The sequence below is a fragment of the Streptomyces sp. NPDC053665 genome (assembly GCF_055585285.1).
On sequence record NZ_JBVJKK010000001.1, the window covers coordinates 1,026,010 to 1,049,993 of the forward strand.

Here is a 23,984-nt window from a genome sequence, read left to right on the forward strand (position 1 = left end):
GGGGATCCGGCCTACTCTCGCCGGCATGGCCAAGCCGCTCGTCGCCCTGCTCACCGGGGCCGGTGTGTCCACCGACTCCGGGATCCCCGACTACCGCGGGCCGAACGGACTGTGGCGCAGGGATCCCGAGGCCGAGAAGCTCGTGACCTACGCGTACTACATGGGCGATCCGGAGATCCGGCGGCGGTCGTGGCGGATGCGGTGGGAGACCGGGGCCCTCGGCGCCGAGCCGAACGCCGCGCACCGGGCCGTCGCGGAGCTGGAGCGGTCCGGGGTGCCGGTGCGGGTGATCACGCAGAACGTGGACGGGCTGCACCAGCTCGCCGGGATGCCCGCCCGCAAGGTCCTCGAACTGCACGGCACGGCGCGGGAGTTCGTGTGCACCGCCTGCCATGCGCGGGGGCCGATGGAGGAGGCCCTGGGCCGGGTCGAGGCCGGGGAGGCCGACCCGCCGTGCGCGCGGTGCGGCGGGATCCTGAAGCCGGCCACGGTGATGTTCGGCGAGCGCCTGGACCCCGTGGTGCTCGGTGAGGCGGCCGCCGTCGCCAAGGCGTGCCAGGTCTTCGTCGCCGCCGGCAGCAGCCTGCAAGTGCAGCCCGCCGCCGGGCTCGCCGGTGTCGCCGCCGACCACGGCGCACGGCTGATCGTCGTCAACGCCGAGCCCACGCCCTACGACGAGCTGGCCGACGAGGTCGTCCGCGACCCCATCGGCACGGCCCTGCCGGCGCTGCTGCGCGGGCTCGCGGCGGGCTAGCGCCGCGGGTCAGAACAGGGCCGCTCCCCGTTCGAAGTCCAGCAGGCGCTGCTTGCGCTCCAGGCCGCCCCCGTAGCCCGTGAGGCTGCCGTCGGCACCGATCACGCGGTGGCAGGGGACGATGATGCCCAGGGGGTTGCGGCCGTTGGCGAGGCCGACCGCGCGGGAGGCGGTGGGGGCGCCCAGGGCCAGGGCCAGTTGCCCGTAGGTGCGCGTCTCGCCGTAGGGGATGCGGCGCAGTGCGTCCCAGACCCGGCGCTGGAACGGGGTGCCGTTCAGCCGCGTCTCGACGGTGAACTCCTGGAGCTCTCCGGCGAAGTAGGCCGTCAGCTCCTCCTCGGCCCGCGCGAAGAGGGTGTCGTCGCGGGTGCCGAAGGTCTCCTGGGGCGGGCGGTGGCGCTGGTCGGTCATGTAGAGGCCGCACAGGACGCCGTCCTCGGCGACGAGGGTGAGGGCTCCGTAGGGGCTGTCGGTCACGGTGTGCTGCTTCATGGACGTCCTTGTGCGGGAAGGAAGTTGATCGGGTGGCTGTCGGTCGCCCAGAGGTACTGGACGGCGTAGGCGCGCCAGGGGCGCCAGGCCGCCGCGCGGGCGGTGAGCGCCGCGGGCGTGGACGGCAGGCCCAGCTCGCGGGCGGCGCGGCGCACGCCGAGGTCGGTGGGGAGGAAGGCGTCGGGGTCGCCGAGGGCGCGCATGGCGATGACGTCGGCCGTCCAGGGGCCGAAGCCGGGCAGGGCGAGGAGCCGGTCGCGGGTCCGCGGCCAGTCGCTCTCCACGCCGAGGCCCAGGTCCTGGCCGGCGAGGGCGCGGACCAGGGTCGTGAGGGTGGTGCGGCGCGCGCGGGGCAGCGCGAGTGTCTCCGGGTCGAGCTCCGCCAGGGCCCGGGGGTCGGGGAAGAGGTGGGTGAGGCCGCCCTCGGGATCGTCGACGGGTTCACCGTGCGCGCCGACCAGCCGGGCGGCGTGGGTGCGGGCGGCGGCGGTGGACACCTGCTGGCCGAGCACGGCCCGGACGGCGAACTCCGCCTCGTCCACGGTGCGGGGGACGCGCCGCCCGGGGGCCTTGTCCACCAGCGGTGCGAGGACCGGGTCGGTGCGCAGCTGGTCGTCGATCGCGACGGGGTCGGCGTCCAGGTCGAGCAGCCGGCGGCAGCGGCTGATGGCGACGGGGAGGTCGCGCAGGTCGCCGAGGGTGAGGCGGCAGGCGATGTGGTCGGGGGCGGGGGTGAGGGCGGCGATGCCGTGGCCGTAGGGCAGGCGCAGGGTGCGGCGGTAGGAGCCGTCGCGCCACTCCTCCACTCCGGGCACGGCCGTGGCGGCGAGGTGGCCGAAGAGGTTGTCGGGGTTGAGCGGGGCGCGGAACGGCAGCCGGAGGGACAGCGCCCCCGGGGTGCTCGCGCCCTGCCGCTTCGGGCTGCGGGCGCGCAGGTCGCTCGGTGCGAGGGCGAAGACCTCGCGGACCGTGTCGTTGAAGGTGCGGATCGAGGCGAAACCGGCGGCGAAGGCGATCTGCGCCATGGGCAGGGCCGTCGTCTCGATGAGCAGCCGGGCCGTCTGGGCGCGCTGGGCGCGGGCGAGCGCCAGGGGGCCGGCGCCCAGTTCGGCCAGGAGCTGGCGCTCGACCTGCCGGGCGCTGTAGCCGAGGCGGGCGGCGAGGCCGGGTACGCCCTCGCGGTCGACGACGCCGTCGGCGATGAGCCGCATGGCCCGGGCCACGAGGTCGGCCCGCAGGTTCCACTCCGGCGAGCCGGGGCTGGTGTCGGGCCGGCAGCGCTTGCAGGCCCGGAAGCCGGCCTGCTGGCAGGCCGCGGCGCTGGGGTGGAAGACCATGTTCTCCGGCTTGGGCGGCACCACCGGGCAGCTGGGCCGGCAGTAGATGCCGGTGGTCAGGACGGCCGTGAAGAACCAGCCGTCGAAGCGCGCGTCCTTCGACCGCACGGCGCGCACGCAGCGCTCGGTGTCGGTGTGCATCCCCATCCGCATGCCTCCAGCATCCGCCACCGGGGCGGGCGGTCGCTGGCGAGAATCCGACATCGAGGCGCGGACGCGGGCGACCGGAGCGGGACAGATGACGATTCATTCATGTGTTCGTGCGGGGCCGGTACGATGGCGTCATGGGTCATGGAGCCGTCACCCCCGTGCAGGACGCCGGTGAGCGCGTACGCCTCGACGCGGACAACGTCGCGAAGGTCGCCACCACCCTCCAGGCCCTGTCCACGCCCTCCCGGCTGCTGATCCTGGCCCGGCTGCGCGAGGGTCCGCTGCCCGCGACGGAGCTGGCCGCCGAGGTCGGCATGGAGCAGTCGGCCTGTTCGCACCAGCTGCGGCTGCTGCGCAACCTGGGCCTGGTCGTCGGCGAGCGCCGGGGCCGTTCGGTGGTGTACGCGCTGCACGACCACCACGTCGCCGAGCTGCTCGACCAGGCCGTGTACCACGTCGAGCACCTGCGCCTGGGCCTCAGCGACACCGCCGGGTGAGCGGCGCCGCCGGGCCCGGCGGCGGTCCTAGTCGGTGGCGGTGGGCCGACGCGAGAGGCGCGTCGCCTCGTTCGGGCGCGTCAGCGGACGCAGCCGGTAGGTGTAGCCGTAGTCGCGGTCGGCGAACAGCTTGAACTCGTCGTGGGTGTGCGCGCCCCAGCTGTCGTCGCCGCCGACGCCCATCTGGCGGTGGTTGACCCGCAGCACCACCGCGTCCCGGGGCGTGAGCTGGTAGTCGTGGCGGACGCCCACCGAGAGGTCCTCGGGGGTGAAGTGGGAGGCGTTGACCTCCACCAGCGGTTCACCGCACACCAGCAGCCCCCGGCCGCTCCCGTCGGTCAGCGCGGCCCAGCGGACGTCGGTCCTGTTGCCGTTCTCCTGCGGTCGCAGATAGGGCGACCACTGCCCCCGGACGGTTCCCGAGTACAGACCCACGTCGGTGGCGTCGTGGCGGTCCCACATGTTCTCCTCGGGTCCCCGGCCGTAGTAGTGCAGCCGGTCGAGCCGGCGCGGCAGGAACAGCAGGGTGCCGACCTCGGGGATGTAGGGCAGGTCCGGCGAGCCGGGGCGCAGGGTGCTGTCGACCCGGATCTCGCCGTTGCCGAAGACGGTGTACGTCGTACCGAACGCGGACTCGGTGGCGGTGGGCAGGGTGCCGGTGACGGTGACCTCGACGGCCCGGCCGTCCAGGGTCCGCACCCGGACCTCGGTCACCTTCCGCCGCGCTCCGGCGTCGCGCCAGGTCTGGTTGCGGGTGTGCTGGCCGTTGCCCCGGTCGTTGTCGGTGGGCGCCCGCCAGAAGTTCGGCACGGGCCCGGAGGTGAGGAGCCGTTGCCCGCCCGCCTCGTAGGAGGTGAGGGTGCCGGTGGCCTTGTCGACGGTGAGCGAGAATCCCCGGCCCGTCACCGTGAGGGTCCGCTCCCCGTCCGTGTGCCGCAGGGTGGGCACGCTTCGCAGGGGCACGGGCCGTACGGCCGGGGTGTCCACGTCGAGGGCGAGCTGGCGCTTGGCCACCTCGAACCCGGCCCTCGCCCACGGGGTGCGCTCCCTGAGGGCGAAGGAGAGCCGGAGGAAATACTCCGTGCCCGGCTCGGGCTTCGCCGGCAGCCGCACCGGCACCGTGACGTCCTTGCTGCTCAGCGGGGCGACGTCCAGCTGCTCGCCGGTCAGCCGCCCCCGCCGCACGACCTCGCCGTCGGCGATCAGCTCCCAACGCCCGTCGAACTCGCGGAGGTTGGTGAACAGGTACTCGTTGGTGAGCGTGACGGCACCGGGACCGCCCCGGGCCTTCTCGACGCCGATCGCCTGGTAGACCTGCTTGACCTCGGCCGACTTGCCGGTGAGGCCGCGGTCGGCGGTGACGATGCCGTCGCCGGAGAACGCACCGTCGTTGGGGTTGTCGCCCCAGTCGCCGCCGTAGGCGTAGAAGGTCCTGTCGCGCGGGCGCTTCTCGGTGAGGCCGGCGGTGGCGGCGTCGAACCAGAACCGCACGCCCTCGTCGTCCGGCGTCCGGGTGTCCGAGGCCAGTTCGGCGGCGCTCAGTGCCCGGGCGTACACGCGGGCCCGCCGGACGGTGCCGCTGAACTCCCGGGTCGGGTTGTCGACGTCGGTGGCCAGGGACAGGGACGCGGTGTTGTTCGCGGGGCGCCGGGTGGTGGTCCTGGTGCCGCGCACCCGGCCGTCGACGTACAGGGTGAGGGTGCCGGCGTCCGCGTCGAAGACTCCGGCGACGTGGTGCTCGCTGCCCGTCCAGTCACCGGGCAGCGCCCAGCTCGCGGTGATCCACTGGCCGCCCGCGTGGATGAAGAACTCCAGGGTCCGGTCCGTCTGTTTGAGGGCGTACTGGGTGTCCCCCTTGGCGAGGACGGGCTGGTGATAACCCGTCACGTGCGAGGTGATCCACGCCTCCAGCGTCAGGGAGCCGGTGAGGTCCAGGCCGGGATCGCGGGGGAAGACCGTGCCGCCGGACACGCCCTCGGCGCGGTCGAAGGTGCCGGCCGGGGCCATGATCTCGCCGCGCAGGCGGCCCGGGCCGGACTCGGTCAGCAGCTTGCGCGCCGGGGTGGGCCAGCGCAGCGCCTGGTCGACGAAGTCCCAGATCCAGCCGCCCTGGAGCACGTCGTGGCGGCGGACGACGTCCCAGTACTTCCTGAAGTTGCCGTTGGAGTTCCCCATGCCGTGGGAGTACTCGATCATCACGTACGGCCGGGTGTCGCTCGTGTCCAGGGCGCGCTGCTCGACGCGCTGCGGGCTGTCGTACATCTCGGAGCGGATGTCGCTGATGCCGGGGCGGTCGTCGCCCTCGTACTGGATGACACGGGTGGGGTCGTAGGAGCGGATCCAGTCGTGCATGGCGTTGAAGGTGGTGCCGCCGCCCGCCTCGTTGCCGAGGGACCAGATGACCACCGAGGCGTGGTTCTTGTCGCGGTGGACCATGTTCTGCGCGCGCACCACGCACGCCTCGGTCCACTCGGGGTGGCCGCTGCCCGGGAACCGGTCGCGGATGCCGTGGGTCTCCAGGTTGGTCTCGCCGACGAGGTACAGGCCGTACTCGTCGGCGAGTTCGAGCCACAGCGGGTTGTTGGGGTAGTGCGAGGTGCGGACGCTGTTGATGTTGAGGCGCTTGATGATCCCGATGTCCTCGACCATCTGGGCGCGGGTGAGCGCCGACCCGGTGACGGGGTGCATCTCGTGCCGGTTGGTGCCGCGGAAGGAGACCGGCTTGCCGTTGATGCGCATCAGGCCGTCCTTCAGCGCGAACTCGCGCAGGCCGACCCGGTGCGAGAGGGTCTCGATCACCTGCCCGGACGGGTCGCGCAGCCGCAGCACGGCGGTGTAGAGGTAGGGGTGCTCGGCCGACCAGAGCTTCGGTGCCGGGACGGCGCGGGACACCCGCACGCTCGCCTCGTCGCCGTCCGGCACGTCGACGGTCCCGTTCAGGGGCCGGGTCCAGACGGCGTGGCCCCGGGCGTCGTACAGCTGGGTCTCGACGGTGTGGCGGCCGCCGCCCCGGCCGCCGTAGTCGCGCACGTGCGCGGTGAGCTCCAGCCCGGCGGAGGTGTGGTCGTCGCCGAGCGGGGTGTCGAGCTTGAAGTCGCGCAGGTGCACGTCGGGTGTGGAATACAGGTGGACCGAGCGGAAGATGCCGCTCAGCCGGATCATGTCCTGGTCCTCCAGCCAGTCCGCGTCGGAGTAGCGGTACACCTCGACGGCGATCCGGTTCGTGCCCGGCTGGAGATGGCGGGTGATGTCGTACTCGGCGGAGGTGTAGGAGTCCTCGTGGTAGCCCACGAGCCGGCCGTTGATCCACACGTAGTGGGCGGACTTGACCCCCTCGAAGTGCAGGAAGGTGCGCCGGCCGCGCCAGTCGCGGGGCACGGTGAAGGTGCGGCGGTACTGGCCGACGGGGTTGCGGCGGGTGGGGGCAGCGGGCGGCTGGGCGTCCTCGCCGCCGCCGTTGGGACCCCACCAGGGGTAGGTGATGTTGACGTAGATCGGGACGTCGTAGCCGTGCAGCTGCCAGGCGGAGGGCACGGGGACGGTGTCCCAGCCGGAGTCGTCGAGGTCGGTGCGGTGGAAGTCCGGGTCGCGGTCCTCGGGCCGGTCGGCGTAGGCGAACTTCCAGGTGCCGTCCAGGCTGAGCCGGTACGGCGAGCGCTCGCGGTCGCCCGCCAGGGCCTGGCCGAGGTCGGCGTAGGGCATCAGCGTGGTGTGCGGCGGTTCGGTGCCGATCCGGTAGGTGGCGAGGGAGTCGTTCCACTCCGGTAGGCCGTCCGCGGCGGGGCTCCGGCCGGCCGCGGACGCCGCGGCCGGTGAAGCGGACAGGGCGAGCGCGCCGAGGACGGCGGCGCCCCCTTCGAGCAGGCGGCGCCGGCTGACGACGGGCCGGTCGGCGGGGGACGGGAGCGGGTGCGGCATGACCGTGGCCTTCCTCGGTGCGACAGGGTGCACGGACTGAGGGCATGTCAGCGGCGGACCCAACTCTCCCTGGGTGCGGGGTGTTTCCGTCGGGGGCGCGGGCAACTGACGGTGACGGAGCAACTGCTGAGCAGGCACACCCTAGGACTCGAACAGAAACGAAGCAATGACCCCGTCGGACTCTGTTCGGTCCTGGTGGTTCCACACCGGGCCCGCCCCGCCACCGACCGTGGGGCCGGGTGCCGGGGGTCGTGGGGCCGGGGTCCCGGGGGCCGGGGTCCCGGGGGGCCGGGGTCCCGGGGGCCGTGGGGCCGGGGTCCCGGGGGCCGTGGGGCGGGAGCCCAGGGGCCGTGGGGCGGGAGCCCAGGGGCCGTGGGGCGGGAGCCCAGGGGCCGTGGGGCGGGAGCCCGGGAGCCGTGGGGCGGAAGCCCGGAGCCGTGGGCTCGGGAGCCGTGGGGCAGGAGCCCGGGAGCCGTGCGGGCGGGAGCCCGGAGCCGTGGGCCCGGGGCCGTGGGGCAGGAGCCCGGGAGCCGTGCGGGCGGGAGCCCGGGAGCCGTGGCCCGGGGGCCGTGGGGGGCGGGGGCCCGATCTGCCGGAACGCCACCCGTCGGCTCCCGCGTGAGGCGTCGGCAATTTGTCATTTCGACGCGACAGTGTCACCGCCGCGAACGTAATGTGACCTCATCGGACAGCCTGTGCATCGGATCTTTGGCCGGACCTTTTGCCGCGCCGGAAGGAGCGGCTCGCATGAACGGGTATGCGCCCTCGGATCGCGGTGCCGTCACGGCCGCGCCCGGCGGGCTGCTGGACCTGCTGAAGGTCGCGGCCGTGGTGCTGGACGGCGACGGCTACATCGCCCTGTGGAGCCCCGAGATCGAGCAGCTGCTCGGCTGGACCGCCGCCGAGGCCCTGCGCCGGCGCGCGGACACCCTGCTCGTCGCCCCGGCCGACCGGGCCCGCGGCAGGGAGCTGTTCGCCCAGGTCAGCTCGGGCGACCGCTGGGCCGGTGTCTTCCCGCTGCGGCACCGCGACGGCACGGAACGCGCCGTGGAGTTCCGCACGATGCGTCTCTTCGACAGCGAGGGGCGGCCCCACCTGCTGGGCCTGGCCACGGACGCCTCGACCGTACGGCAGGTCGAGCGGGACCTGGCCCTCTCGCACAGTCTCGTCAACCAGACGCCCCTCGGCATCGCGGTCTTCGACAACGAGCTGCGCTGGGTCGGCGTCAATCCCGCCCTGGAGCGGATCAACGGCCTGTCCGAGGAGGCCCTGCTGGGCCGCCGGATCCGCGAGGTGCTGCCCGGCCTGGACGTGGAGACCATCGAGGGGCGGATGCGGCACGTCCTGGAGACCGGCCGGCCCCTGCTCGACCAGCAGACCGTCGGCCGCACCCCGGCGGACACCGAGGACCGGGCCTACTCGGAGTCGTACCACCGCATCGAGGACACCGACGGCCGGGTGCTCGGACTGGCGGTGGCCGTGCTGGACGTGACCGAGCGGCAGCAGGCCGCCGCCGAGGTGGCCCAGGCGCGCCAGCACCTGTCGGTCGTCGCCGACGCGGGCGCGCGGATCGGCACCACCCTCGATCTGCAGCAGACCGCGCGGGAACTGGCCGGTGTCGTCGTGCCGCAGCTGGCGGACCTCGCGGCCGTGGACGTCCTGGAGTCGGTCGTGGCCCACGGCACCATCACCCCCGTGACGGGCGGCGCGCCCGCCGAGTTCCGGGCGCTGGCCGTCGCCGCCGGCTACCCGACCGACGCCATCCACGCCGCCGACCCGGTGGGCGAGCTGGCCACCTACGGCGCCTCGCGGGTCATCACCCAGTGCGTGCGCAGTGCCCGGCCGGTCCTGGTCGAGCACGTGGACGACCGGATGCTCGGCCGTCTCGCCCGCGACGCCGGGGCGGCGCGCGCCCTGCGCGAGGCGGGGGCCCACACCTATCTGGCGCTGCCGCTCGTGGCCCGGGGCAAGGTGCTCGGCACGCTCTCGCTGTACCGCACGGTCAACGAGCGCCCCTTCGACGAGCGCGACCAGGTGCTCGCCTCCGAGCTCGCCGCCCGCGCCGCCATCTGCATCGACAACGCCCGCCTCTACGGCCGGGAGCGCGGCACCGCCCTGACCCTGCAGCGCAGCCTGCTGCCGAGCACGCCCGCGCAGCGCGAGGGCCTCGACATCGCGGCCCGCTACCGCCCGGCCCTCAGCGAGGTCGGCGGCGACTGGTACGACGTGCTGCCGCTCGGGCCCGGGCGCACCGGTCTGGTCGTCGGCGACGTCATGGGCAAGGGCGTGCAGGCCGCCGCGATCATGGGCCAGCTGAGCACGGCGACGCGGGCGCTGGCCCGCCTGGACCTGCCGCCCGCCGAGCTGCTGCGCCACCTCGACGACATCGCCGGCTCGCTCGGCGACGCGATCGCGACCTGCGTGTACGCCGTGTGCGACCTGGAGCGCGGGGTGTGCGAACTGTCCAGCGCCGGGCACCTGCCGCCGGTGCTCGGCCGGGCGGACGGCCGTGCGGAGCTCCTCGACGTGCCCGGGGGTGTGCCGCTCGGGGTGGGTGGCGTGGACTTCGGCACCCTGGAGGTGGAGCTGGCGCCGGGCTCGCTGCTCGCCCTGTACACCGACGGGCTGGTCGAGAAGCGCGGCGAGCCGATCGACACCGGTCTCGGCACGCTGACGCGTGCGCTGAGCGGCACGGGTCCCAGCCTGCAACGCACCAGCGACGGGCTCCTCGGCGCGCTGAGCCCCGAGCCCGACGACGACGTGGCGCTGCTTCTGGTGCGCAGGCGCGTCTGACACACCCGCCGCGCCGGCGCCCGCACCGGCGTACGGACATACGGGCGTACGGGCGTACGGGCGTACGGGCGTACGGGAACGCGCGGGCCGTCCCGGCCCGCGCGCCCGCCGGATCACCACCGGGCGGTCAGAAGTCGCTCTTCTTCGTGGTGCACAGGGCCCAGATGACGAACGCCGACATCGCGATCATCACCACGGACCACACCGGGTAGGACGGCAGCGAGACGAAGTTGGCGATGATGACGAGCGCGGCGATGCCGACACCGACCACGCGTGCCCAGGTCGACGCCTGGAACAGCCCGAGGCTGACCAGCACGGCGACCACGCCCAGGATCAGGTGGATCCAGCCCCAGCCGGTGAGGTCGAACGCGAACACGTAGTTGGGGGTCGACACGAACACCTCGTCCTCGGCGATCGCCGCGATGCCGCGCATGATGCCCAGGATCCCGGCGATCATCAGCATCACGGCCGCGAAGACCGTCAGGCCGGCGGCAGCGCCTCGCTTGGCACGCGACGGCGCGTGCGTGGGGTGTGTGGCGGTCATCCTGACTCCTCGTTTCTGCTGGGTCCGGCGCGCTCAGCGGCCGGAGGGGTGGGTGGCGGAGGCCGAGGCCCCCGACGGCCCGGAGCCGCTCAGCACCAGCTCCTTGGCCCGGTCGAACTCCTCGTCGGTGATGTCGCCGCGAGCGCGGATCTCGGACAGCCGGGCGAGCTCGTCGACGCTGCTGCGCCGCTCCCCGCCGCCCCTGGCGGTCTCCCGGATGTAGGTGTCCATGGCCTGCTGCTGCGCGCGGGCCCGGGCCGTCTCCCGGTGGCCCATGCCCTTGCCGCGGGCGATGACGTAGACGAACACGCCCAGGAACGGCAGGAGGATGCAGAACGCGAGCCAGCCGGCCTTCGCCCAGCCGCTCAGGTCGTCGTCCCGGAAGATGTCGAACACGACCCGGAAGAGCAGTACGAACCACATGATCCACAGGAAGACCCAGAGGATCGTCCAGAAGGCGCTGAGCAGTGGGAAGTCGTACGCCAGGTAGGTCTGTGCGGTCATGTCGCTCCTCCGTCCCGGGTGCCGCCGCGCAGCGGCTCCCCTGCGGTACCAGCGTCCGGGTGACGCGGCCCCGGCCGCCTCACCCGGGGAGGGTGATCGTGCGGCCGGAGCGCCGCGGTCTCAGCCGCCCGCTGCCGGGCCGCCCGGCACGGCCGCCGCGGCCCGGCGCAGCGCCGCCCGCCAGGCGAGGGCGAGCCCCGCCTCCGCCAGCCCGAGCAGCACCAGCCACAGTCCGAGCAGCCGGGTCAGCGCCCGGGCCGACTCCGCGGGCAGCGCCAGCACCACCACCCCGGCGACCACGGCGAGCACGGCGGCACCCAGGAGGAAGCCCCGGTGGGGCAGGTCCCGCGCCGCGAGGGCGGTGTACAGCGTGAGGATCCCCGACACCAGCCACATCAGCCCGACGATCAGCGAGAGGGCGGTGATGGTCTGGAGCGGGTTGCGCAGGCACAGCACGCCGGCCAGGACGTACAGCACGGCCAGCAGCAGGCCGGCCACGCGGTGGCCCTGCTCCTGCCGGGCGAAGATCTCCACGAACCGGAACACCCCGGCCGCCAGCAGGTACAGCCCGACCAGGACCGCCACCACGTGCAGCGTCGCCTCGGGCCAGACCAGGAGCAGGATCCCCGGGACGAGGGTGGCGACCGCGGAGGCGAGGATCCAGGTCCAGGAGCGCCCGACCACCGCGAGCAGGTCGGCGGGGTCGGCCGGGCGGGCGGGCCCGGGTCCGGGGGCTCCCGGCCCAGAGGCTCCCGGCCCAGAGGCAACCGGACCGGGGGCTCCCGCTCCAGGGGCTCCCGCTCCAGGGGCCGCTTCCGGGCCGGTCACCGGGCCTGACGACGACGTGGTCATTGGTTCCTCCTCGGCGGGCCGGACGCACACGGGCCGTCCGGCGGACGGCACCGGCCCCTGCACCCAACCTCGCGCGGGCCGCCGGGCGCCGGGTCACCCGCGGCGGGTGATCCCCTGCCGGGACGGTCGAGGTGGGCTGGAAGCGTCCGCCCGTGGATGTGCGTCCGCGCGACCACCGGGCAAGGGGCGCTACACGAGGGCGCCACGGAACGACACGACCGGAAGGGACGAGATGGCGGATTCGGCGCTTCACCGGTCCGGGTCCCGGACCGGCACAGGGACGGAGGGCGGGTCGACCCGGCCCGGGCCGGACGAGGAGGCCGGGCGGCGCCCGGGGCCCCGGCGGCGCGCTTCGGCCGCCGCCCTCGTGCGGACCGTCCTCATCGCCGCCGGACTCGTCACCGTCTACTACGTGCTGCCCCTGGACGGGCGCAGCTCCCCCGGCGCCTCGGCCGTGCTCGCGTGCGGGCTGCTGCTCGTGGTGCTGGTCTTCTGGTGGGAGGTGCGGGCCATCCTGGAGTCGCCCTATCCGCGGCTGAAGGCCATCGAGGCCCTCGGCACGACGCTGGCGCTGTTCCTCCTGCTCTTCGCGGGTGCCTACTTCCTGCTGGAGCACTCCACGCCGGGCTCGTTCAGCGAGCCGCTGACCAAGACGGACTCCCTGTACTTCACGCTCACCACGTTCACCACCGTCGGCTACGGCGACATCGCCGCCCGCTCCCAGGCCGGGCGGGTCCTGACCATGGTGCAGATGGCGGGCGGACTGCTGCTGGTGGGCGTGGCCGCGAAGATCCTCGCCGGTGCCGTGCAGGCGTCGCTGCGCCGGCAGGGCCGGGAGCCGGCGGACGAGTTCCCCCGCGACCGGAGGGCAGAACCGTGACCGTACCGAGCCCGTCCGCCTCCTACGCGACGCCGGCCGAGCGGGCCGCCGAGGGACGCGCCGCGCGGCGTCGCCGTCCGCGGTCCTCGCACGCCCGGTTCGAGCCCGGGCCCGGGCGGTTCGACCCGGTCGAGGTGGTGGAGCGCCAGTCGGCCACGCGCGTACCCGAGCTGGTGCCGATCCGCTACGGCCGCATGCTCGAGTCGCCCTTCCGCTTCTACCGGGGTGCCGCGGCCGTCATGGCCGCCGACCTCGGCGCGGCACCGGACACCGGGCTGCGCGTGCAGCTGTGCGGGGACGCCCACCTGCTGAACTTCCGGCTGCTGGCCTCGCCGGAGCGCCGTCTGGTCTTCGACATCAACGACTTCGACGAGACGCTGGCCGGGCCCTTCGAATGGGACGTCAAACGGCTCGCGACGAGTTTCGCCATCGCGGGCCGGGCGAACGGCTTCCGGACGAAGGAGCAGGACGGCGTGGTGGCGACGTGCGTGTCCGCCTACCGCGCGCGGATGCGGGAGTTCGCCGGCATGCGCAACCTGGACGTCTGGTACGCCCAGGACGACGCCGACCACGTGCGGGAGCTGCTGGCCGCGTCGATGACCCGGCGGGCCCGGCGCCGCACCGCCGAGGCGGCGGCGAAGGCCCGGACCCGCACCCACCTGCAGGCCTTCGCGAAACTGACCGCCGCCACCCCCGAGGGACGGGTCATCGCCCCCGACCCGCCGCTGATCACACCGTTGCGGGATCTCGTCGGCGGGTCCTCGCCGCACGAGCAGGAGGAGGAGCTGCGCGCGGTCCTGGAGGGCTACGTCCGCACCCTGTCGTCGGAGCGGCGGCACCTGCTGCGCCGCTACCGGATGGTGGACATCGCCCGCAAGGTGGTGGGGGTCGGCAGTGTCGGCACCCGTTGCTGGATCGTCCTGCTGCTCGGCCGGGACGACGACGATCCGCTGCTGCTCCAGGCCAAGGAGGCACAGGAGTCGGTGCTGGCCGCCCACACCGGCGGGGCCCGCTACGACAACGAGGGCCGGCGGGTGGTGGCCGGACAGCGGCTGATCCAGACCACCAGCGACATCCTGCTCGGCTGGACGCACGCCGTCGGACTCGACGGGCGCGAGCGGGACTTCTACGTACGGCAACTGCGCGACTGGAAGGGCATCGCGCGGCCCGAGACCATGGACCCCGGCCTGCTGCGGCTGTTCGCGCGGCTGTGCGGGGCGAGCCTGGCCCGGGCCCACGCCCGCTCGGGCGACCCCGTCGCCATCGCCGCGTACCTCGGGGGCAGCGACCGTTTCGACCGCGCCCTGACCGCGTTCGCGCAGTCCTACGCCGACCGCAACGAGCGGGACTTCGAGGCGCTCGGCGCCGCGGCCCGCTCCGGCCGCATCCGCACGGCGGCACTCTGACCGCCCGGGCACCGGCGCAGCCGCCCGCTCCCCCCGGCCGTCGCCCACCGGCACGCGGAACTCGGCGCCGGACAGCACGTCCCGCTGCCGTGCCCACGGTTCCTCCACGGGGCCGACCGAGGGCGGCCCGCGGTGCCGTGTTGCGGCCGGGCCTCCAGCGGGGCGCGCTTCACCCCGCCCCCGCGGCACGCTCCGGCCGCGCAACCACCCGTCACGGGCGATGCGGCCGTGCGCGGGGCCCTGGTTGGCTGGGGCCACGCGCTCGGGCACCCGACGCGCCGCCGTCGCCATCCGCAGCCGAGGAGCCGCAGACCCGGGAGCGTCCGGGCGGCTCGGAACGGGGGTACCGATCATGTGCCGCTGGCTCGCCTACTCCGGCACTCCCGTGCTGCTCGACGACGTGCTGTACCGGCCGGAGCACTCGCTGATCGACCAGAGCCTGCACGCACGGATGGGCGTGGAGACCACCAACGGCGACGGCTTCGGCGTCGGCTGGTACGCCTCGCACCTGAGCACGCCGGCCGTCATCCGCGACACGGGCCCGGCCTGGAGCAACCGCAACCTGCGGGAGATCTCCGACCACGTCCGCTCCTCGCTGTTCTTCGCCCACGTCCGCGCCTCCACGGGGACCGCGGTGCAGCAGACCAACTGCCACCCCTTCCGCCACGGGCGCTGGATGTGGATGCACAACGGCGCGATCACCGGCTTCTCAGAACTGCGCCGGGACCTCATGATGAGCGTCGATCCGGCCCTGTTCCCGTCACTGGAGGGCACGACCGACTCCGAGGTGATGTTCCACCTGGCCCTCACGCTGGGTCTCGACCGCGATCCCCCGGGCGCGGTGGCCCGGATGACCGGGCTCGTCGAGCGGCTCGGGCGGGAGCACGGCGTGGCGGAGCCGCTGCAGATGACCATCGCGGTCACGGACGGCGAACGCATCTGGTTCTTCCGCTACTCCAGCGGCGGCGACTCCCGTTCGCTGTACTACAGCAGCCGGGTGGAGGACATTCGAGCCCTGCACCCCGATCTGGCGTTCCTGCGCCACCTCTCCGACGAGACGCGGCTGGTCGTCTCGGAGCCGCTGGGCGACCTGCCGGGCGTGTGGAACGCCGTGCCGGAGAGCAGTTACGGCGTCGTCCAGCCCGGGCATCACATGCTGCGGCACTTCGAGCCCCAGCCCGCGTGAGCCGGTGCGGCGGGGCTGTCAGCCCAGTCGCGCGGCGAACGCCGCGTACGCCCGCTCGTCGAAGAGCACGAACTCGACCTTCTCGACGGCCGTGTCGGCAGCCCGCACGGTGTCGACCGCGATGCGGGCGCCGTCGTCCATCGGCCAGCCGTAGATCCCGGTGGAGATGGCCGGGAAGGCCACGCTGCGGGCGCCGAGTTCGTCGGCGACGCGCAGGGACTCCTGGTAGCAGGAGGCGAGCAGGGCGGAACGGTCCTCGGACGCGTCGAAGACGGGCCCGACGGTGTGGATGACCCAGCGCGCGTCCAGGTCGCCGGCGGTGGTGGCGACCGCCTGCCCGGTGGCCAGGCCCCTGCCGTACTGCGAGGCGCGCAGCCTGCGGCAGTCCTCCAGGATCGCCGGGCCGCCGCGGCGGTGGATCGCGCCGTCGACTCCTCCCCCGCCCAGCAGGGAGGAGTTGGCCGCGTTGACGACGGCGTCGACGTGCCGGCGGGTGATGTCCCCCCGGACCAGGGCGATGGTGGTCATGTCTGCCTCAGTCGCTTCCACACGGCCTTGGCCGCGTTGTGTCCCGACATGCCGTGCACACCGGGCCCCGGCGGGGTCGCCGACGAGCAGATGAACACGGCCGGGTGAGGGGTGTGGTACGGGAAGGCCGTGAGCTTCGGGCGCAGCATCAGCTGCAGGCCCGAGGCCGCCCCGGTGGCGATGTCCCCGCCCACGTAGTTGGCGTTGCGGGCGGCGAGTTCGGGCGGTCCGGCGGTGGCGCGGGCCAGCACCCGGTCGCGGAAGCCCGGGGCGAAGCGCTCCAGTTGACGTTCGACGGCGTCGGTGAGGTCCCCGGTCCAGCCGTGCGGGACATGGCCGTACGCCCAGAAGACGTGCTTGCCCGCGGGAGCCCGGCTCGGGTCGGCGACGCTCGGCTGGACGGTGATCAGGAACGGCGCATCCGGGGCCCGGCCCTGGCGCGACGCGGCGCGCAGTGCCGCGCCGATCTCGGCGCTGCTCGCGCCGACCTGCACGGTGCCGGCGACCCGGGCCTCCGGCGCGGTCCAGGGCACCGGGCCGTCGAGCGCGTAGTCGATCTTGAACACGCCGGGCCCGTACCGGTAACCGGCGTAGTGGTCGCCGAGGCCGGCGATGCGGGCCAGGGCCGTGGGCGAGGTGTCGAAGACGTACGCCCGGGCCGGGGGCAGGTCGTCGAGCCGCTTGACCTCGTAGTCGGTGTGGACGCTGCCGCCGAGTTCCCTCAAGTGGCCGGCCAGGGCGTCGGAGATCGCCTGGGAACCGCCGCGGGCGACCGGCCAGCCCCGGGCGTGCGCGGCCAGGGCGAAGACCAGGCCGATGGCGCTCGTGGCGAACCCGCCGAGGGGGGCCATGACATGGGCGACGAGCCCGGCGACGAGCGCTCTGGCCGGTTCGTCGCGGAAGCGGCGCATCAGCAGGGTCGACGGGGGCAGTCCCGCGAGGCCGAAGCGGGCGAGGGTGACCGGGTCGCGGGGCAGCGCGGTCAGCGGCAGGGACATGAAGTCCCGGGCGAGCGTGTCCCACTTGGGCAGGAACGGCTCCACCAGCCTGCGGTACGTCCCGGCGTCGCGCGGCCCGAAGGACGCGGCCGTCCGCCCCACCGACCGTGCGAGGACGGCCGCCGTGCCGTCCGGGAAGGGATGCGCCATCGGCAGCTCGGCGTGCAGCCACTCCAGGCCGTGACGCTCCAGGGGCAGGGCGCGGAACGCCGGGGAGTTGACGGCGAGGGGGTGCGCGGCGGCACACGGGTCGTGCCGGAAGCCGGGGAGGGTGAGCTCCTCGGTGCGGGAGCCGCCGCCCACGGTGGAGCGGGCCTCGAAGACGGCGACGGCGAAGCCGCGGCGGGCCAGTTCGACGGCTGCGGTCAGTCCGTTCGGCCCCGCACCCACCACGACGGCATCGAGCATGGACGGCACCTTGGGACCCCTTCGTCAGCCGACGGCCACTGGGGATCAGGATAGGCCCGGGGACGGACGGTCACCGGCGGCGGGGGATCTTCCGGCGGGAAACACGGCCCGGGACGGCCGGAACCGGCGCACGCGCACGCGGCGTGGCCGGGTGGGCGCGGCGCGCGACGGCTCCCGGACAGTCCCTTTCCTCCCCCGCACCGGAAGGCGCGGGCGGGTCGGGCGGGCGGCCGCAGCGCTCACCCGCCGCCGGACAGCAGCTCGGCCACCCGGCGGGCGGTGGCCGCGTCCCGGGCCGCCGTGAAGGGCAGGGTGTTGCCGCCCGTGATGCGGAACGGCTCGCCGTCGCGGGTCAGATGGACGCCGCCCGCCTCCTCGACGAGCAGCAGCCCGGCAGCGTGGTCCCAGGCTGCTTCCCAGCTGAACGCCACGGCGTCGAGTTCGCCGCGGGCGACGGCCAGGTACTCCAGGCCCGCCGAGCCGCAGGGGCGCGGTGCCACCCCGTCGGTGCGCAGGGCGAGCAGGGCGTGCTTCTGCTCGTCCGTCGTGTAGTCGGGGTGGGAGGTGGCCACGGCGAGGTCCCGGCCCGGCTCGGGGGGCCCGGCGAACAGGCGCTCCCCGTCGAGGCGGGCGCCCCGGCCGCGGACGGCGGTGGCGAGCACGTCACGGGCGGGGGCGTAGGTCCAGGAGGCGAGCAGGGTGCCGCCGAGCGCCAGCGCGACCAGCGTGCAGAAGCCGGTGTCGCCGTGCACGAACTGCCGTGTCCCGTCGACCGGGTCGACGATCCAGACCGGGGCGTCGCCGCGGATCGCCTCGTAGGACGCGGGGTTGGCGTGGACCGCCTCCTCGCCGACCACGACCGAGCCGGGGAGCAGGGCGCCCAGCACGTCGGTCAGGTACAGCTCGGCCCTGCGGTCGGCGTCGGTGACCAGGTCGTGCGGGCCGTTCTTCTGGTCGACCTCGTGCGCGGCGAGGCGGCGCCAGCGCGGCATGATCTCGTCGGCGGCCGCCTTCCGTACGGCCTCCTCCACGTCGGACGCGTGCTGTGCGAGAAACTCTTCGATGGTTTCGGTGCTGTCGATCACTCCCCCATCACAACACGCGGCACTGACAATCCCCACCCGCCCGGTGCACGCGGGGTGGAATCGCGATGAACAACGCGGGCCGCAGGTCAGCGGCCGACGGCGTATCCCTGCATGCCGCGCGGGTTGGCCGCGGCGGACAGCACGCCCGTGCCGGGGTCGCGTGCGACGGCGCACAGCCGGCCCTCGGACCAGGGGCCGCCGACGGTCACCTCGTGGCCGCGGCGCCTCAGTTCCGCGACGACGGCCGGATCGGTCCGGGACTCCACGGTGACGCTGCCCGGGCGCATGCCGCGCGGGAAGAACGAGCCGGGGAAGCTGTCGTTGTGCCAGTTCGGGGCGTCGATGGCGCCCTGGAGGTCGAGGCCGCCGCGCACGGGCGCGCGCAGGGCGACCGCGAGGAAGAAGTGCAGCTGCCACTGGTCCTGCTGGTCCCCGCCGGGCGTGCCGAACGCCATGACGGGCACGCCGTCGCGCAGGGCGAGGGACGGGGTCAGCGTGGTGCGCGGGCGGCGGCCGGGGGTGAGGGAGTTGGGCAGGCCCTCCTCCAGCCAGGTCATCTGCAGCCGGGTGCCGAGCGGGAAGCCCAGTTCGGGCACGACCGGGTTGGACTGGAGCCATCCGCCGCTGGGCGTGGCCGAGACCATGTTGCCCCAGCGGTCGACGACGTCGAGGTGGCAGGTGTCCCCCCGGGTGGTGCCGTCCGTGAGGATCTCCGGCTCGCCCGGCACGGGCGACGCCGGGCTCTTGGCGACGGTCGGTTCGCCGACGCCGAGGGCGTCGTAGCCCTCCTGCGCGGCGGCGGCCACGCGTGCGTGGGCGCACAGGCGCGGGGTGCGGCCGCCGGGGCTGCCGGGCCGCAGGTCGTGGTCGGCCCGTTCGCCGGCCAGGGTGCGGCGGGCCGCGTTGTACGCGTCGGACAGCAGGTCGCCGAGCGGCACGTCGGCGGCGTCCCCGTACCAGGCCTCGCGGTCGGCCATGGCCAGCTTGCAGTTCTCGATCAGCAGGTGGACGTAGTCGGCCGAGCCGTACGGGGGCAGGGCGGGCGGGAGCAGGGCGAGCTGCTGGAGCAGGACCGGGCCCTGGCTCCAGGGCCCGGGCTTGCACACGGTCCAGCCGTTCCAGTCGTACGTCACGGGGTCCTCGTAGGACGCGGACCAGCCGGCGAGGTCGGCGGCGGTGAGGGTGCCGGTGTGGTGGTCGCCGCTGGTGTCCAGCGTGGGGCGGGCGGCCTGCCGGGCCAGGGCGTCGGCGACGAAGCCCGTGCGCCACACCTCCCGCGCGGCCTCGATGCGCGCCTCGCGGCCGCCGGCTCCGGCGGTCTCGGCGAGCAGCCGCCTCCAGGTGGCGGCGAGGGCGGGATTGCGGAAGAGCTCGCCGGGGCGCGGGGCCCTCCCGCCGGGCAGGTAGACGTCGGCGGACGAGGTCCACTCCGTCTCGAAGAGCTCGCGCACGGTCTCGACGGTCTCGCCCACGCGTTCCACGGGCGCGTGGCCGTGCTCGGCGTAGCCGATGGCGTACGCCAGCACCTCGTCGAGCGGTTTCGTGCCGTGGTCGCGCAGCAGCAGCATCCAGGCGTCGAAGGCACCCGGCACGGCTGCGGCCAGGGGCCCGGTGCCCGGCACCAGGTCCAGCCCGAGCCCCCGGTAGTGGGCGACGGTGACCCCGGCGGGGGCGACGCCCTGGCCGCACAGCACGCGCACCTCCCCGCCGGCCGGGGCGAGCAGGATCGGCACCTCGCCGGCCGGGCCGTTGAGGTGCGGCTCGACGACGTGCAGGACGAACGCGCCCGCCACGGCCGCGTCGTAGGCGTTGCCGCCGTCCTCGAGCACGGCCATCGCCGACTGCGAGGCGAGCCAGTGCGTGGAGGCCACCATGCCGAAGGTGCCCTGGAGGGTGGGGCGGGACGTGAACATAGGGCTGCGGTACCTCTCGTCGTCGTGGGCCACCGCTCCCCTGCCCCGCTCGCGCCGCGGCGCAAACCTCGCGGCACCGCGCGGCGCGGAGCCCGGCGCGGTGCCCCACCGGCGCCGATGTCACGGTCAATGGCCGACAGTTGGGGTAAGTCCGGATATGCGTGAAAGGAGGGCGAAGGGGCGCTTTCCGGGCTGCGCAGCGCGACCGCGCCGGTGCGAACCGTGGTGGTCCGGCCCGGGTGCCCGGTCGCCCCTTCCACGCCCCGGGCACTCGTGTGACACTGGCGTCCCCGTCCGCCGTGCGGACCCGCTCCGCACCGTCCGTCCCCCAAGAGAAGGGCGCCGTGCGTCGTGCCTTCCCTCCCCCTGCCTCTGACCCTGACGGCCCGCCTGTCGCCGGTCGTCGTGCTCGCCGCGGCGGGCTGGGCGCTGACCTCCGGGCCGCTCGCCGCCCCGCCGGCCGCCGCGCACAGACCCGTCGAGGACACGGCCCGGACGCAGACCGCCTCCACCCCGTCGACGTCTGCGGAGTCGAGGACGTACACGGCCGCTCCCGCGCCCTGTGACAGCGTTGCCAAGAAGACGGTCTCGTCCCTGGTGCCCGGCGCGAAGGCGGCCGGCAAGGAGATACCGTCCACGGACGCGCAGGTGCGCCGCACCTGTTCCTGGAACGCGCTCAAGGGCTACGACTACCGGTGGCTCGACGTCTCCTTCGAAATCCTGGCGTCGGACGAGGCGGCGGCCGGGTCCTACCGGTCGGCCACCGCCAAGCGCAGCGGCGGCGGGGACGTCCCCGGTCTGGGCGACGGGGCCTACTCCGTCGTGAACCTCACCACCGAGGACAAGCAGCAGACCCGTGAGGGCGTCGTCGTCGCCCGCGCCTCCAACGCGCTGGTGACGGTCACCTACAACGGCAGCGACTTCGAGTCGAAGAAGGCGCCCGACACGGACACGATCAACAAGGGCGCCATCAAGGCCGCGAAGGAGGCGGTGGCCGCGCTGGAGGCCGGCCGGGACTGAGCGCCGCGCGCCGGCCCCGGCCGGCGTGGTCAGACCGCCGTGCGCCCACGATTCCGCTGCGCCATCAGCAGCAGGTACAGCACCAGCGACGTGCCGAGTCCCACCGCCCAGCCGTAGTCCGCCAGTCCGGCCAGGGCCGGGATCGGACGGCCGTCGGCCAGCGGCTCGAAGCTCGCCCCGCCGACGGCGAGGACACCTCCGGCGGCGAAGGCCACGACGGCCCGCCAGTTCCAGCCGCCGGTGTACCAGTAGCGGCCGCCCGCGCGGTACAGGTCGGCCAGGTCGAGCCGGGAGCGGCGCAGGATCCAGTAGTCGGCGATGAGGATGCCGGCGACCGTGCCGAGCAGGCCGCCGACCAGCCCGAGCCAGGTGAAGATGTAGCCCTGCGGGTCGGAGTACAGCTTCCAGGGCAGGATCAGCACACCGAGGACGCAGGTGGCGAGGGCGCCAGCGCGGAAACTGATCCTGCGGGGCGCGATGTTGGAGAAGTCGAACGCCGGGGAGACCAGGTTGGCCGCGACGTTGACGGAGAGCGTCGCCACCAGGACGGTGACCAGCGCGAAGAGCAGGCCCACCGTGCTGTCGGTCTTGGCGGCGAGCTGCACCGGGTCCCAGATGGCCTCGCCGTAGACGGCCTGGGAGCCCGAGGTGACCATCACCGACAGGAACGCGAAGAGGGTCATGGTGGTCGGCAGGCCGAGCGCCTGACCCCGGGTCTGCGCCTTCTGGCTCCTGCCGTAGCGGGTGAAGTCCGGGATGTTCAGCGACAGCGTGGACCAGAAGCCGATCATGCCCATCAGGGCGGGCGCGAACAGCTTCCAGAAGTCGGCGCCCCAGCCGAGCTTCGAGGGCTGGTCGAACAGCGGGCCGAAGCCGCCCGCCTTGCCGCTCATCCACCACAGCATCACGAACGCGCCGACGAGCACGAAGGGCGCCGCCCAGTTCTCGAAGCGGCGGATCGTCTCCATGCCCCGGTAAATGATGACGACTTGGAGCGCCCAGAAGATCGCGAACGACAGCCACATGGTCCAGGCGTGGCCGCCGACCTTCGCCGCGTCCGTCCAGCCGGTGCCGATGAGCTTGCCGGCCAGGAAGTAGATCGCCTCGCCGCCGATCCAGGTCTGGATGCCGAACCAGCCGCACGCCACCAGGGCCCGCACGACGGCGGGCAGGTTGGCGCCGCGGACACCGAAGGAGGCCCGGGCGAAGACCGGGAAGGGGATGCCGTACTTCGGTCCCGCGTGGCCGGTCAGCAGCATCGGTATCAGCACGATGACGTTGGCGAGGGCGATGGTGAACACCGCCTGCTTCCAGTCCATCCCGACGGCGATGAGCCCGGAGGCGAGGGTCCATGAGGCCGTGTTGTGGGCCATGCCCACCCACAGCGCGGAGAAGTTGTACGTGGTCCAGGTGCGCTTCTCGACCGGGACCGGCAGCAGGTCCTCGTTGGCGTAGGGGCCGCTGGGCGCGGGCGTGCCCGGGGCGAACGCCACCCGGCCGTCGGCGAGGGTGACGTGGGAGGTCGGTGGTGTGGCCGTGGGTGCGGTGTCGGTCATGGGCCAGCCCAATCGGGGAGTGGGTCGGGAGATGCCGTGCGGGTGGCGCCCATGGGGGGTGCGCTCGGGAGCGCCCGGGCCCCCTTCCCGAGCCGCCGGGAAGGGGGAGTTCGAAGGGGTGGTGGAGGTGTTCAGCCGTTGAGGGCCGGGATCACCCGTGATCCGTAGGCGTCGATCACGGACTCCTGCGCGTCGTGCATGTCGTAGACGGCGAACTGGTCCACGCCGAGGGCGCGCAGTGCCTTCAGCTTCTCGATGTGCCGGTCGACCGGGCCGATCAGGCAGAACCGGTCGACGATCTCGTCGGGCACGAACCTGGTGTCCGGGTTGTCGGCGCGCCCGTGGTGGGAGTAGTCGTAGCCCTCGCGGGCCTTGATGTAGTCGGTGAGTTCGTCGGGGACGGCGGCGGAGTGCTCGCCGTACTTGGCCACGAGGTCGGCGACGTGGTTGCCGACCATGCCGCCGAACCACCGGCACTGCTCACGGGCGTGGGCGAGTGCCTCGGGTGAGTCGTCCTCGGTGACGTACGCCGGGGCGGCCACGCAGACGGTCACCTCGGCGGGGTCGCGCCCGGCCGCGACGGCGGCGTCCTTCACGGCCTTGACCATGTACTCGGTGAGGTAGAGGTCGGCCAGCTGGAGGATGAAGCCGTCGGCCTCCTCGCCGGTCATCTTCAGCGCCTTGGGGCCGTACGCGGCCATCCACACGGGCAGTTCGGCATCCGGCTTGATCCACGGGAAGCGGACGACGGTGCCGCCGCCGAGGTCGGCCTCCCGTCCGCCGGCGAGGTCCCGGATGACCTTCATGGCCTCGCTGATCCGGGCCAGGGTGTTGGGCTTGCGGCCGGCCACCCGCATCGCCGAGTCGCCGCGGCCGATGCCGCAGACCGTGCGGTTGCCGAACATGTCGTTGAGCGTGGCGAAGGTGGAGGCGGTGACCTCCCAGGTGCGGGTGCCCGGGTTGGTCACCATCGGGCCGACCTTCAGCTTCGTGGTGTTGGCCAGGATCTGGCTGTAGATCACGAACGGCTCCTGCCACAGCACGGCGGAGTCGAAGGTCCAGCCGTACGAGAAGCCGTTGCGTTCCGCCCGCTTCATCAGGCTGATCACCCGCGAGGCCGGCGGGTCGGCCTGCAGGACGAGTCCGAAGTCCATCCGCACCAC

Annotated in this window: 19 protein-coding genes; 7 read left to right on the plus strand and 12 right to left on the minus strand. The window is 73.9% G+C overall.

Annotation, left to right across the window (positions count from 1 at the left end; all coding sequences use genetic code 11):
• Positions 1-25: 25 nt before the first annotated feature.
• Positions 26-754, plus strand: a complete 729-nt coding sequence (locus ACZ6ZN_RS04420) for an SIR2 family NAD-dependent protein deacylase (RefSeq protein WP_398109494.1) — start codon at positions 26-28, stop codon at positions 752-754.
• Positions 755-763: 9 nt separating this feature from the next.
• Here the strand turns inward: ACZ6ZN_RS04420 and ACZ6ZN_RS04425 are convergent, their stop codons facing one another.
• Positions 764-1,246, minus strand: a complete 483-nt coding sequence (locus tag ACZ6ZN_RS04425; protein ID WP_398109495.1) for a methylated-DNA--[protein]-cysteine S-methyltransferase — start codon at positions 1,244-1,246, stop codon at positions 764-766.
• On the minus strand, positions 1,243-2,724 hold the full coding sequence (locus ACZ6ZN_RS04430) for an AlkA N-terminal domain-containing protein (RefSeq protein WP_469643951.1): 1,482 nt from the start codon (positions 2,722-2,724) through the stop codon (positions 1,243-1,245). The genes ACZ6ZN_RS04425 and ACZ6ZN_RS04430 overlap by 4 nt, the downstream gene beginning before the upstream one ends.
• 143 nt (positions 2,725-2,867) lie before the next feature.
• Between ACZ6ZN_RS04430 and ACZ6ZN_RS04435 the strand changes: the two genes are divergently transcribed.
• Entirely contained in the window at positions 2,868-3,230 is a 363-nt protein-coding gene (locus ACZ6ZN_RS04435) for an ArsR/SmtB family transcription factor (RefSeq protein ID WP_398109496.1), read from the plus strand.
• Between the two features lie 27 nt (positions 3,231-3,257).
• On the opposite strand, the gene ACZ6ZN_RS04440 is transcribed toward ACZ6ZN_RS04435, so the two are convergent.
• Positions 3,258-7,148 carry a glycoside hydrolase family 2 TIM barrel-domain containing protein gene (locus tag ACZ6ZN_RS04440; protein WP_469642983.1) on the minus strand — a complete coding sequence of 1,297 codons (3,891 nt, stop codon included), beginning with the start codon at positions 7,146-7,148 and terminating at the stop codon, positions 3,258-3,260.
• Positions 7,149-7,895: 747 nt separating this feature from the next.
• Between ACZ6ZN_RS04440 and ACZ6ZN_RS04445 the strand changes: the two genes are divergently transcribed.
• Positions 7,896-9,941, plus strand: a complete 2,046-nt coding sequence (locus tag ACZ6ZN_RS04445; protein ID WP_469642985.1) for a SpoIIE family protein phosphatase — start codon at positions 7,896-7,898, stop codon at positions 9,939-9,941.
• Positions 9,942-10,068: 127 nt separating this feature from the next.
• Here the strand turns inward: ACZ6ZN_RS04445 and ACZ6ZN_RS04450 are convergent, their stop codons facing one another.
• The 3 genes from ACZ6ZN_RS04450 to ACZ6ZN_RS04460 form a co-directional block, all read right to left on the minus strand.
• Entirely contained in the window at positions 10,069-10,485 is a 417-nt protein-coding gene (locus ACZ6ZN_RS04450) for a DUF7144 family membrane protein (RefSeq protein ID WP_398109499.1), read from the minus strand.
• Positions 10,486-10,518: 33 nt separating this feature from the next.
• The gene (locus tag ACZ6ZN_RS04455) at positions 10,519-10,989 is read right to left on the minus strand and encodes an SHOCT domain-containing protein (protein WP_451878350.1); all 471 of its coding nucleotides are present in this window, start codon (positions 10,987-10,989) and stop codon (positions 10,519-10,521) included.
• 120 nt (positions 10,990-11,109) lie between these two features.
• Positions 11,110-11,841 carry an HdeD family acid-resistance protein gene (locus tag ACZ6ZN_RS04460; RefSeq protein WP_469642987.1) on the minus strand — a complete coding sequence of 244 codons (732 nt, stop codon included), beginning with the start codon at positions 11,839-11,841 and terminating at the stop codon, positions 11,110-11,112.
• 367 nt (positions 11,842-12,208) lie between these two features.
• Between ACZ6ZN_RS04460 and ACZ6ZN_RS04465 the strand changes: the two genes are divergently transcribed.
• The 3 genes from ACZ6ZN_RS04465 (at position 12,209) to ACZ6ZN_RS04475 (ending at position 15,313) form a co-directional block, all read left to right on the plus strand.
• Positions 12,209-12,721: a potassium channel family protein gene (locus ACZ6ZN_RS04465; RefSeq protein ID WP_469642989.1), complete on the plus strand. Its 513-nt coding sequence runs from the start codon at positions 12,209-12,211 to the stop codon at positions 12,719-12,721.
• Positions 12,718-14,127, plus strand: a complete 1,410-nt coding sequence (locus tag ACZ6ZN_RS04470) for a DUF2252 domain-containing protein (protein ID WP_469642991.1) — start codon at positions 12,718-12,720, stop codon at positions 14,125-14,127. Before ACZ6ZN_RS04465 ends, ACZ6ZN_RS04470 begins: the two co-directional genes overlap by 4 nt.
• Before the next feature lie 352 nt (positions 14,128-14,479).
• Entirely contained in the window at positions 14,480-15,313 is an 834-nt protein-coding gene (locus ACZ6ZN_RS04475) for a class II glutamine amidotransferase (RefSeq protein ID WP_451878354.1), read from the plus strand.
• An 18-nt stretch (positions 15,314-15,331) separates the two neighbouring features.
• Here the strand turns inward: ACZ6ZN_RS04475 and ACZ6ZN_RS04480 are convergent, their stop codons facing one another.
• The 4 genes from ACZ6ZN_RS04480 to ACZ6ZN_RS04495 form a co-directional block, all read right to left on the minus strand.
• Positions 15,332-15,841 carry an O-acetyl-ADP-ribose deacetylase gene (locus ACZ6ZN_RS04480; RefSeq protein ID WP_469642993.1) on the minus strand — a complete coding sequence of 170 codons (510 nt, stop codon included), beginning with the start codon at positions 15,839-15,841 and terminating at the stop codon, positions 15,332-15,334.
• The gene (locus ACZ6ZN_RS04485) at positions 15,838-17,247 is read right to left on the minus strand and encodes a phytoene desaturase family protein (protein WP_469642995.1); all 1,410 of its coding nucleotides are present in this window, start codon (positions 17,245-17,247) and stop codon (positions 15,838-15,840) included. Before ACZ6ZN_RS04485 ends, ACZ6ZN_RS04480 begins: the two co-directional genes overlap by 4 nt.
• Positions 17,248-17,486: 239 nt before the next feature.
• On the minus strand, positions 17,487-18,332 hold the full coding sequence (locus ACZ6ZN_RS04490; protein WP_469642997.1) for an inositol monophosphatase family protein: 846 nt from the start codon (positions 18,330-18,332) through the stop codon (positions 17,487-17,489).
• Between the two features lie 86 nt (positions 18,333-18,418).
• Complete coding sequence (locus ACZ6ZN_RS04495) at positions 18,419-20,245, minus strand: gamma-glutamyltransferase family protein (protein ID WP_469642999.1); 1,827 nt, start codon at positions 20,243-20,245, stop codon at positions 18,419-18,421.
• A gap of 351 nt (positions 20,246-20,596) precedes the next feature.
• On the opposite strand from ACZ6ZN_RS04495, the gene ACZ6ZN_RS04500 reads away from it, so the two are divergent.
• Complete coding sequence (locus ACZ6ZN_RS04500; protein WP_398109509.1) at positions 20,597-21,265, plus strand: hypothetical protein; 669 nt, start codon at positions 20,597-20,599, stop codon at positions 21,263-21,265.
• A gap of 29 nt (positions 21,266-21,294) precedes the next feature.
• Here the strand turns inward: ACZ6ZN_RS04500 and ACZ6ZN_RS04505 are convergent, their stop codons facing one another.
• Together ACZ6ZN_RS04505 and ACZ6ZN_RS04510 are read right to left on the minus strand one after the other, a co-directional pair.
• Complete coding sequence (locus ACZ6ZN_RS04505; protein ID WP_469643001.1) at positions 21,295-22,821, minus strand: NCS1 family nucleobase:cation symporter-1; 1,527 nt, start codon at positions 22,819-22,821, stop codon at positions 21,295-21,297.
• A gap of 131 nt (positions 22,822-22,952) precedes the next feature.
• Complete coding sequence (locus ACZ6ZN_RS04510; RefSeq protein WP_398109511.1) at positions 22,953-23,975, minus strand: TIGR03842 family LLM class F420-dependent oxidoreductase; 1,023 nt, start codon at positions 23,973-23,975, stop codon at positions 22,953-22,955.
• Positions 23,976-23,984 lie beyond the last annotated feature (9 nt).

Bases quoted from the DNA above. Each gene is read 5' to 3' on its own strand.
- ACZ6ZN_RS04420 (WP_398109494.1), top strand. From the start codon at position 26: ATGGCCAAGCCGCTCGTCGCCCTGCTCACCGGGGCCGGTGTGTCCACC.
- ACZ6ZN_RS04425 (WP_398109495.1), bottom strand. From the start codon at position 1,246: ATGAAGCAGCACACCGTGACCGACAGCCCCTACGGAGCCCTCACCCTC.
- ACZ6ZN_RS04430 (WP_469643951.1), bottom strand. From the start codon at position 2,724: ATGCACACCGACACCGAGCGCTGCGTGCGCGCCGTGCGGTCGAAGGAC.
- ACZ6ZN_RS04435 (WP_398109496.1), top strand. From the start codon at position 2,868: ATGGGTCATGGAGCCGTCACCCCCGTGCAGGACGCCGGTGAGCGCGTA.
- ACZ6ZN_RS04440 (WP_469642983.1), bottom strand. From the start codon at position 7,148: ATGCCGCACCCGCTCCCGTCCCCCGCCGACCGGCCCGTCGTCAGCCGG.
- ACZ6ZN_RS04445 (WP_469642985.1), top strand. From the start codon at position 7,896: ATGAACGGGTATGCGCCCTCGGATCGCGGTGCCGTCACGGCCGCGCCC.
- ACZ6ZN_RS04450 (WP_398109499.1), bottom strand. From the start codon at position 10,485: ATGACCGCCACACACCCCACGCACGCGCCGTCGCGTGCCAAGCGAGGC.
- ACZ6ZN_RS04455 (WP_451878350.1), bottom strand. From the start codon at position 10,989: ATGACCGCACAGACCTACCTGGCGTACGACTTCCCACTGCTCAGCGCC.
- ACZ6ZN_RS04460 (WP_469642987.1), bottom strand. From the start codon at position 11,841: ATGACCACGTCGTCGTCAGGCCCGGTGACCGGCCCGGAAGCGGCCCCT.
- ACZ6ZN_RS04475 (WP_451878354.1), top strand. From the start codon at position 14,480: ATGTGCCGCTGGCTCGCCTACTCCGGCACTCCCGTGCTGCTCGACGAC.
- ACZ6ZN_RS04480 (WP_469642993.1), bottom strand. From the start codon at position 15,841: ATGACCACCATCGCCCTGGTCCGGGGGGACATCACCCGCCGGCACGTC.
- ACZ6ZN_RS04485 (WP_469642995.1), bottom strand. From the start codon at position 17,247: ATGCTCGATGCCGTCGTGGTGGGTGCGGGGCCGAACGGACTGACCGCA.
- ACZ6ZN_RS04495 (WP_469642999.1), bottom strand. From the start codon at position 20,245: ATGTTCACGTCCCGCCCCACCCTCCAGGGCACCTTCGGCATGGTGGCC.
- ACZ6ZN_RS04505 (WP_469643001.1), bottom strand. From the start codon at position 22,821: ATGACCGACACCGCACCCACGGCCACACCACCGACCTCCCACGTCACC.
- ACZ6ZN_RS04510 (WP_398109511.1), bottom strand. From the start codon at position 23,975: ATGGACTTCGGACTCGTCCTGCAGGCCGACCCGCCGGCCTCGCGGGTG.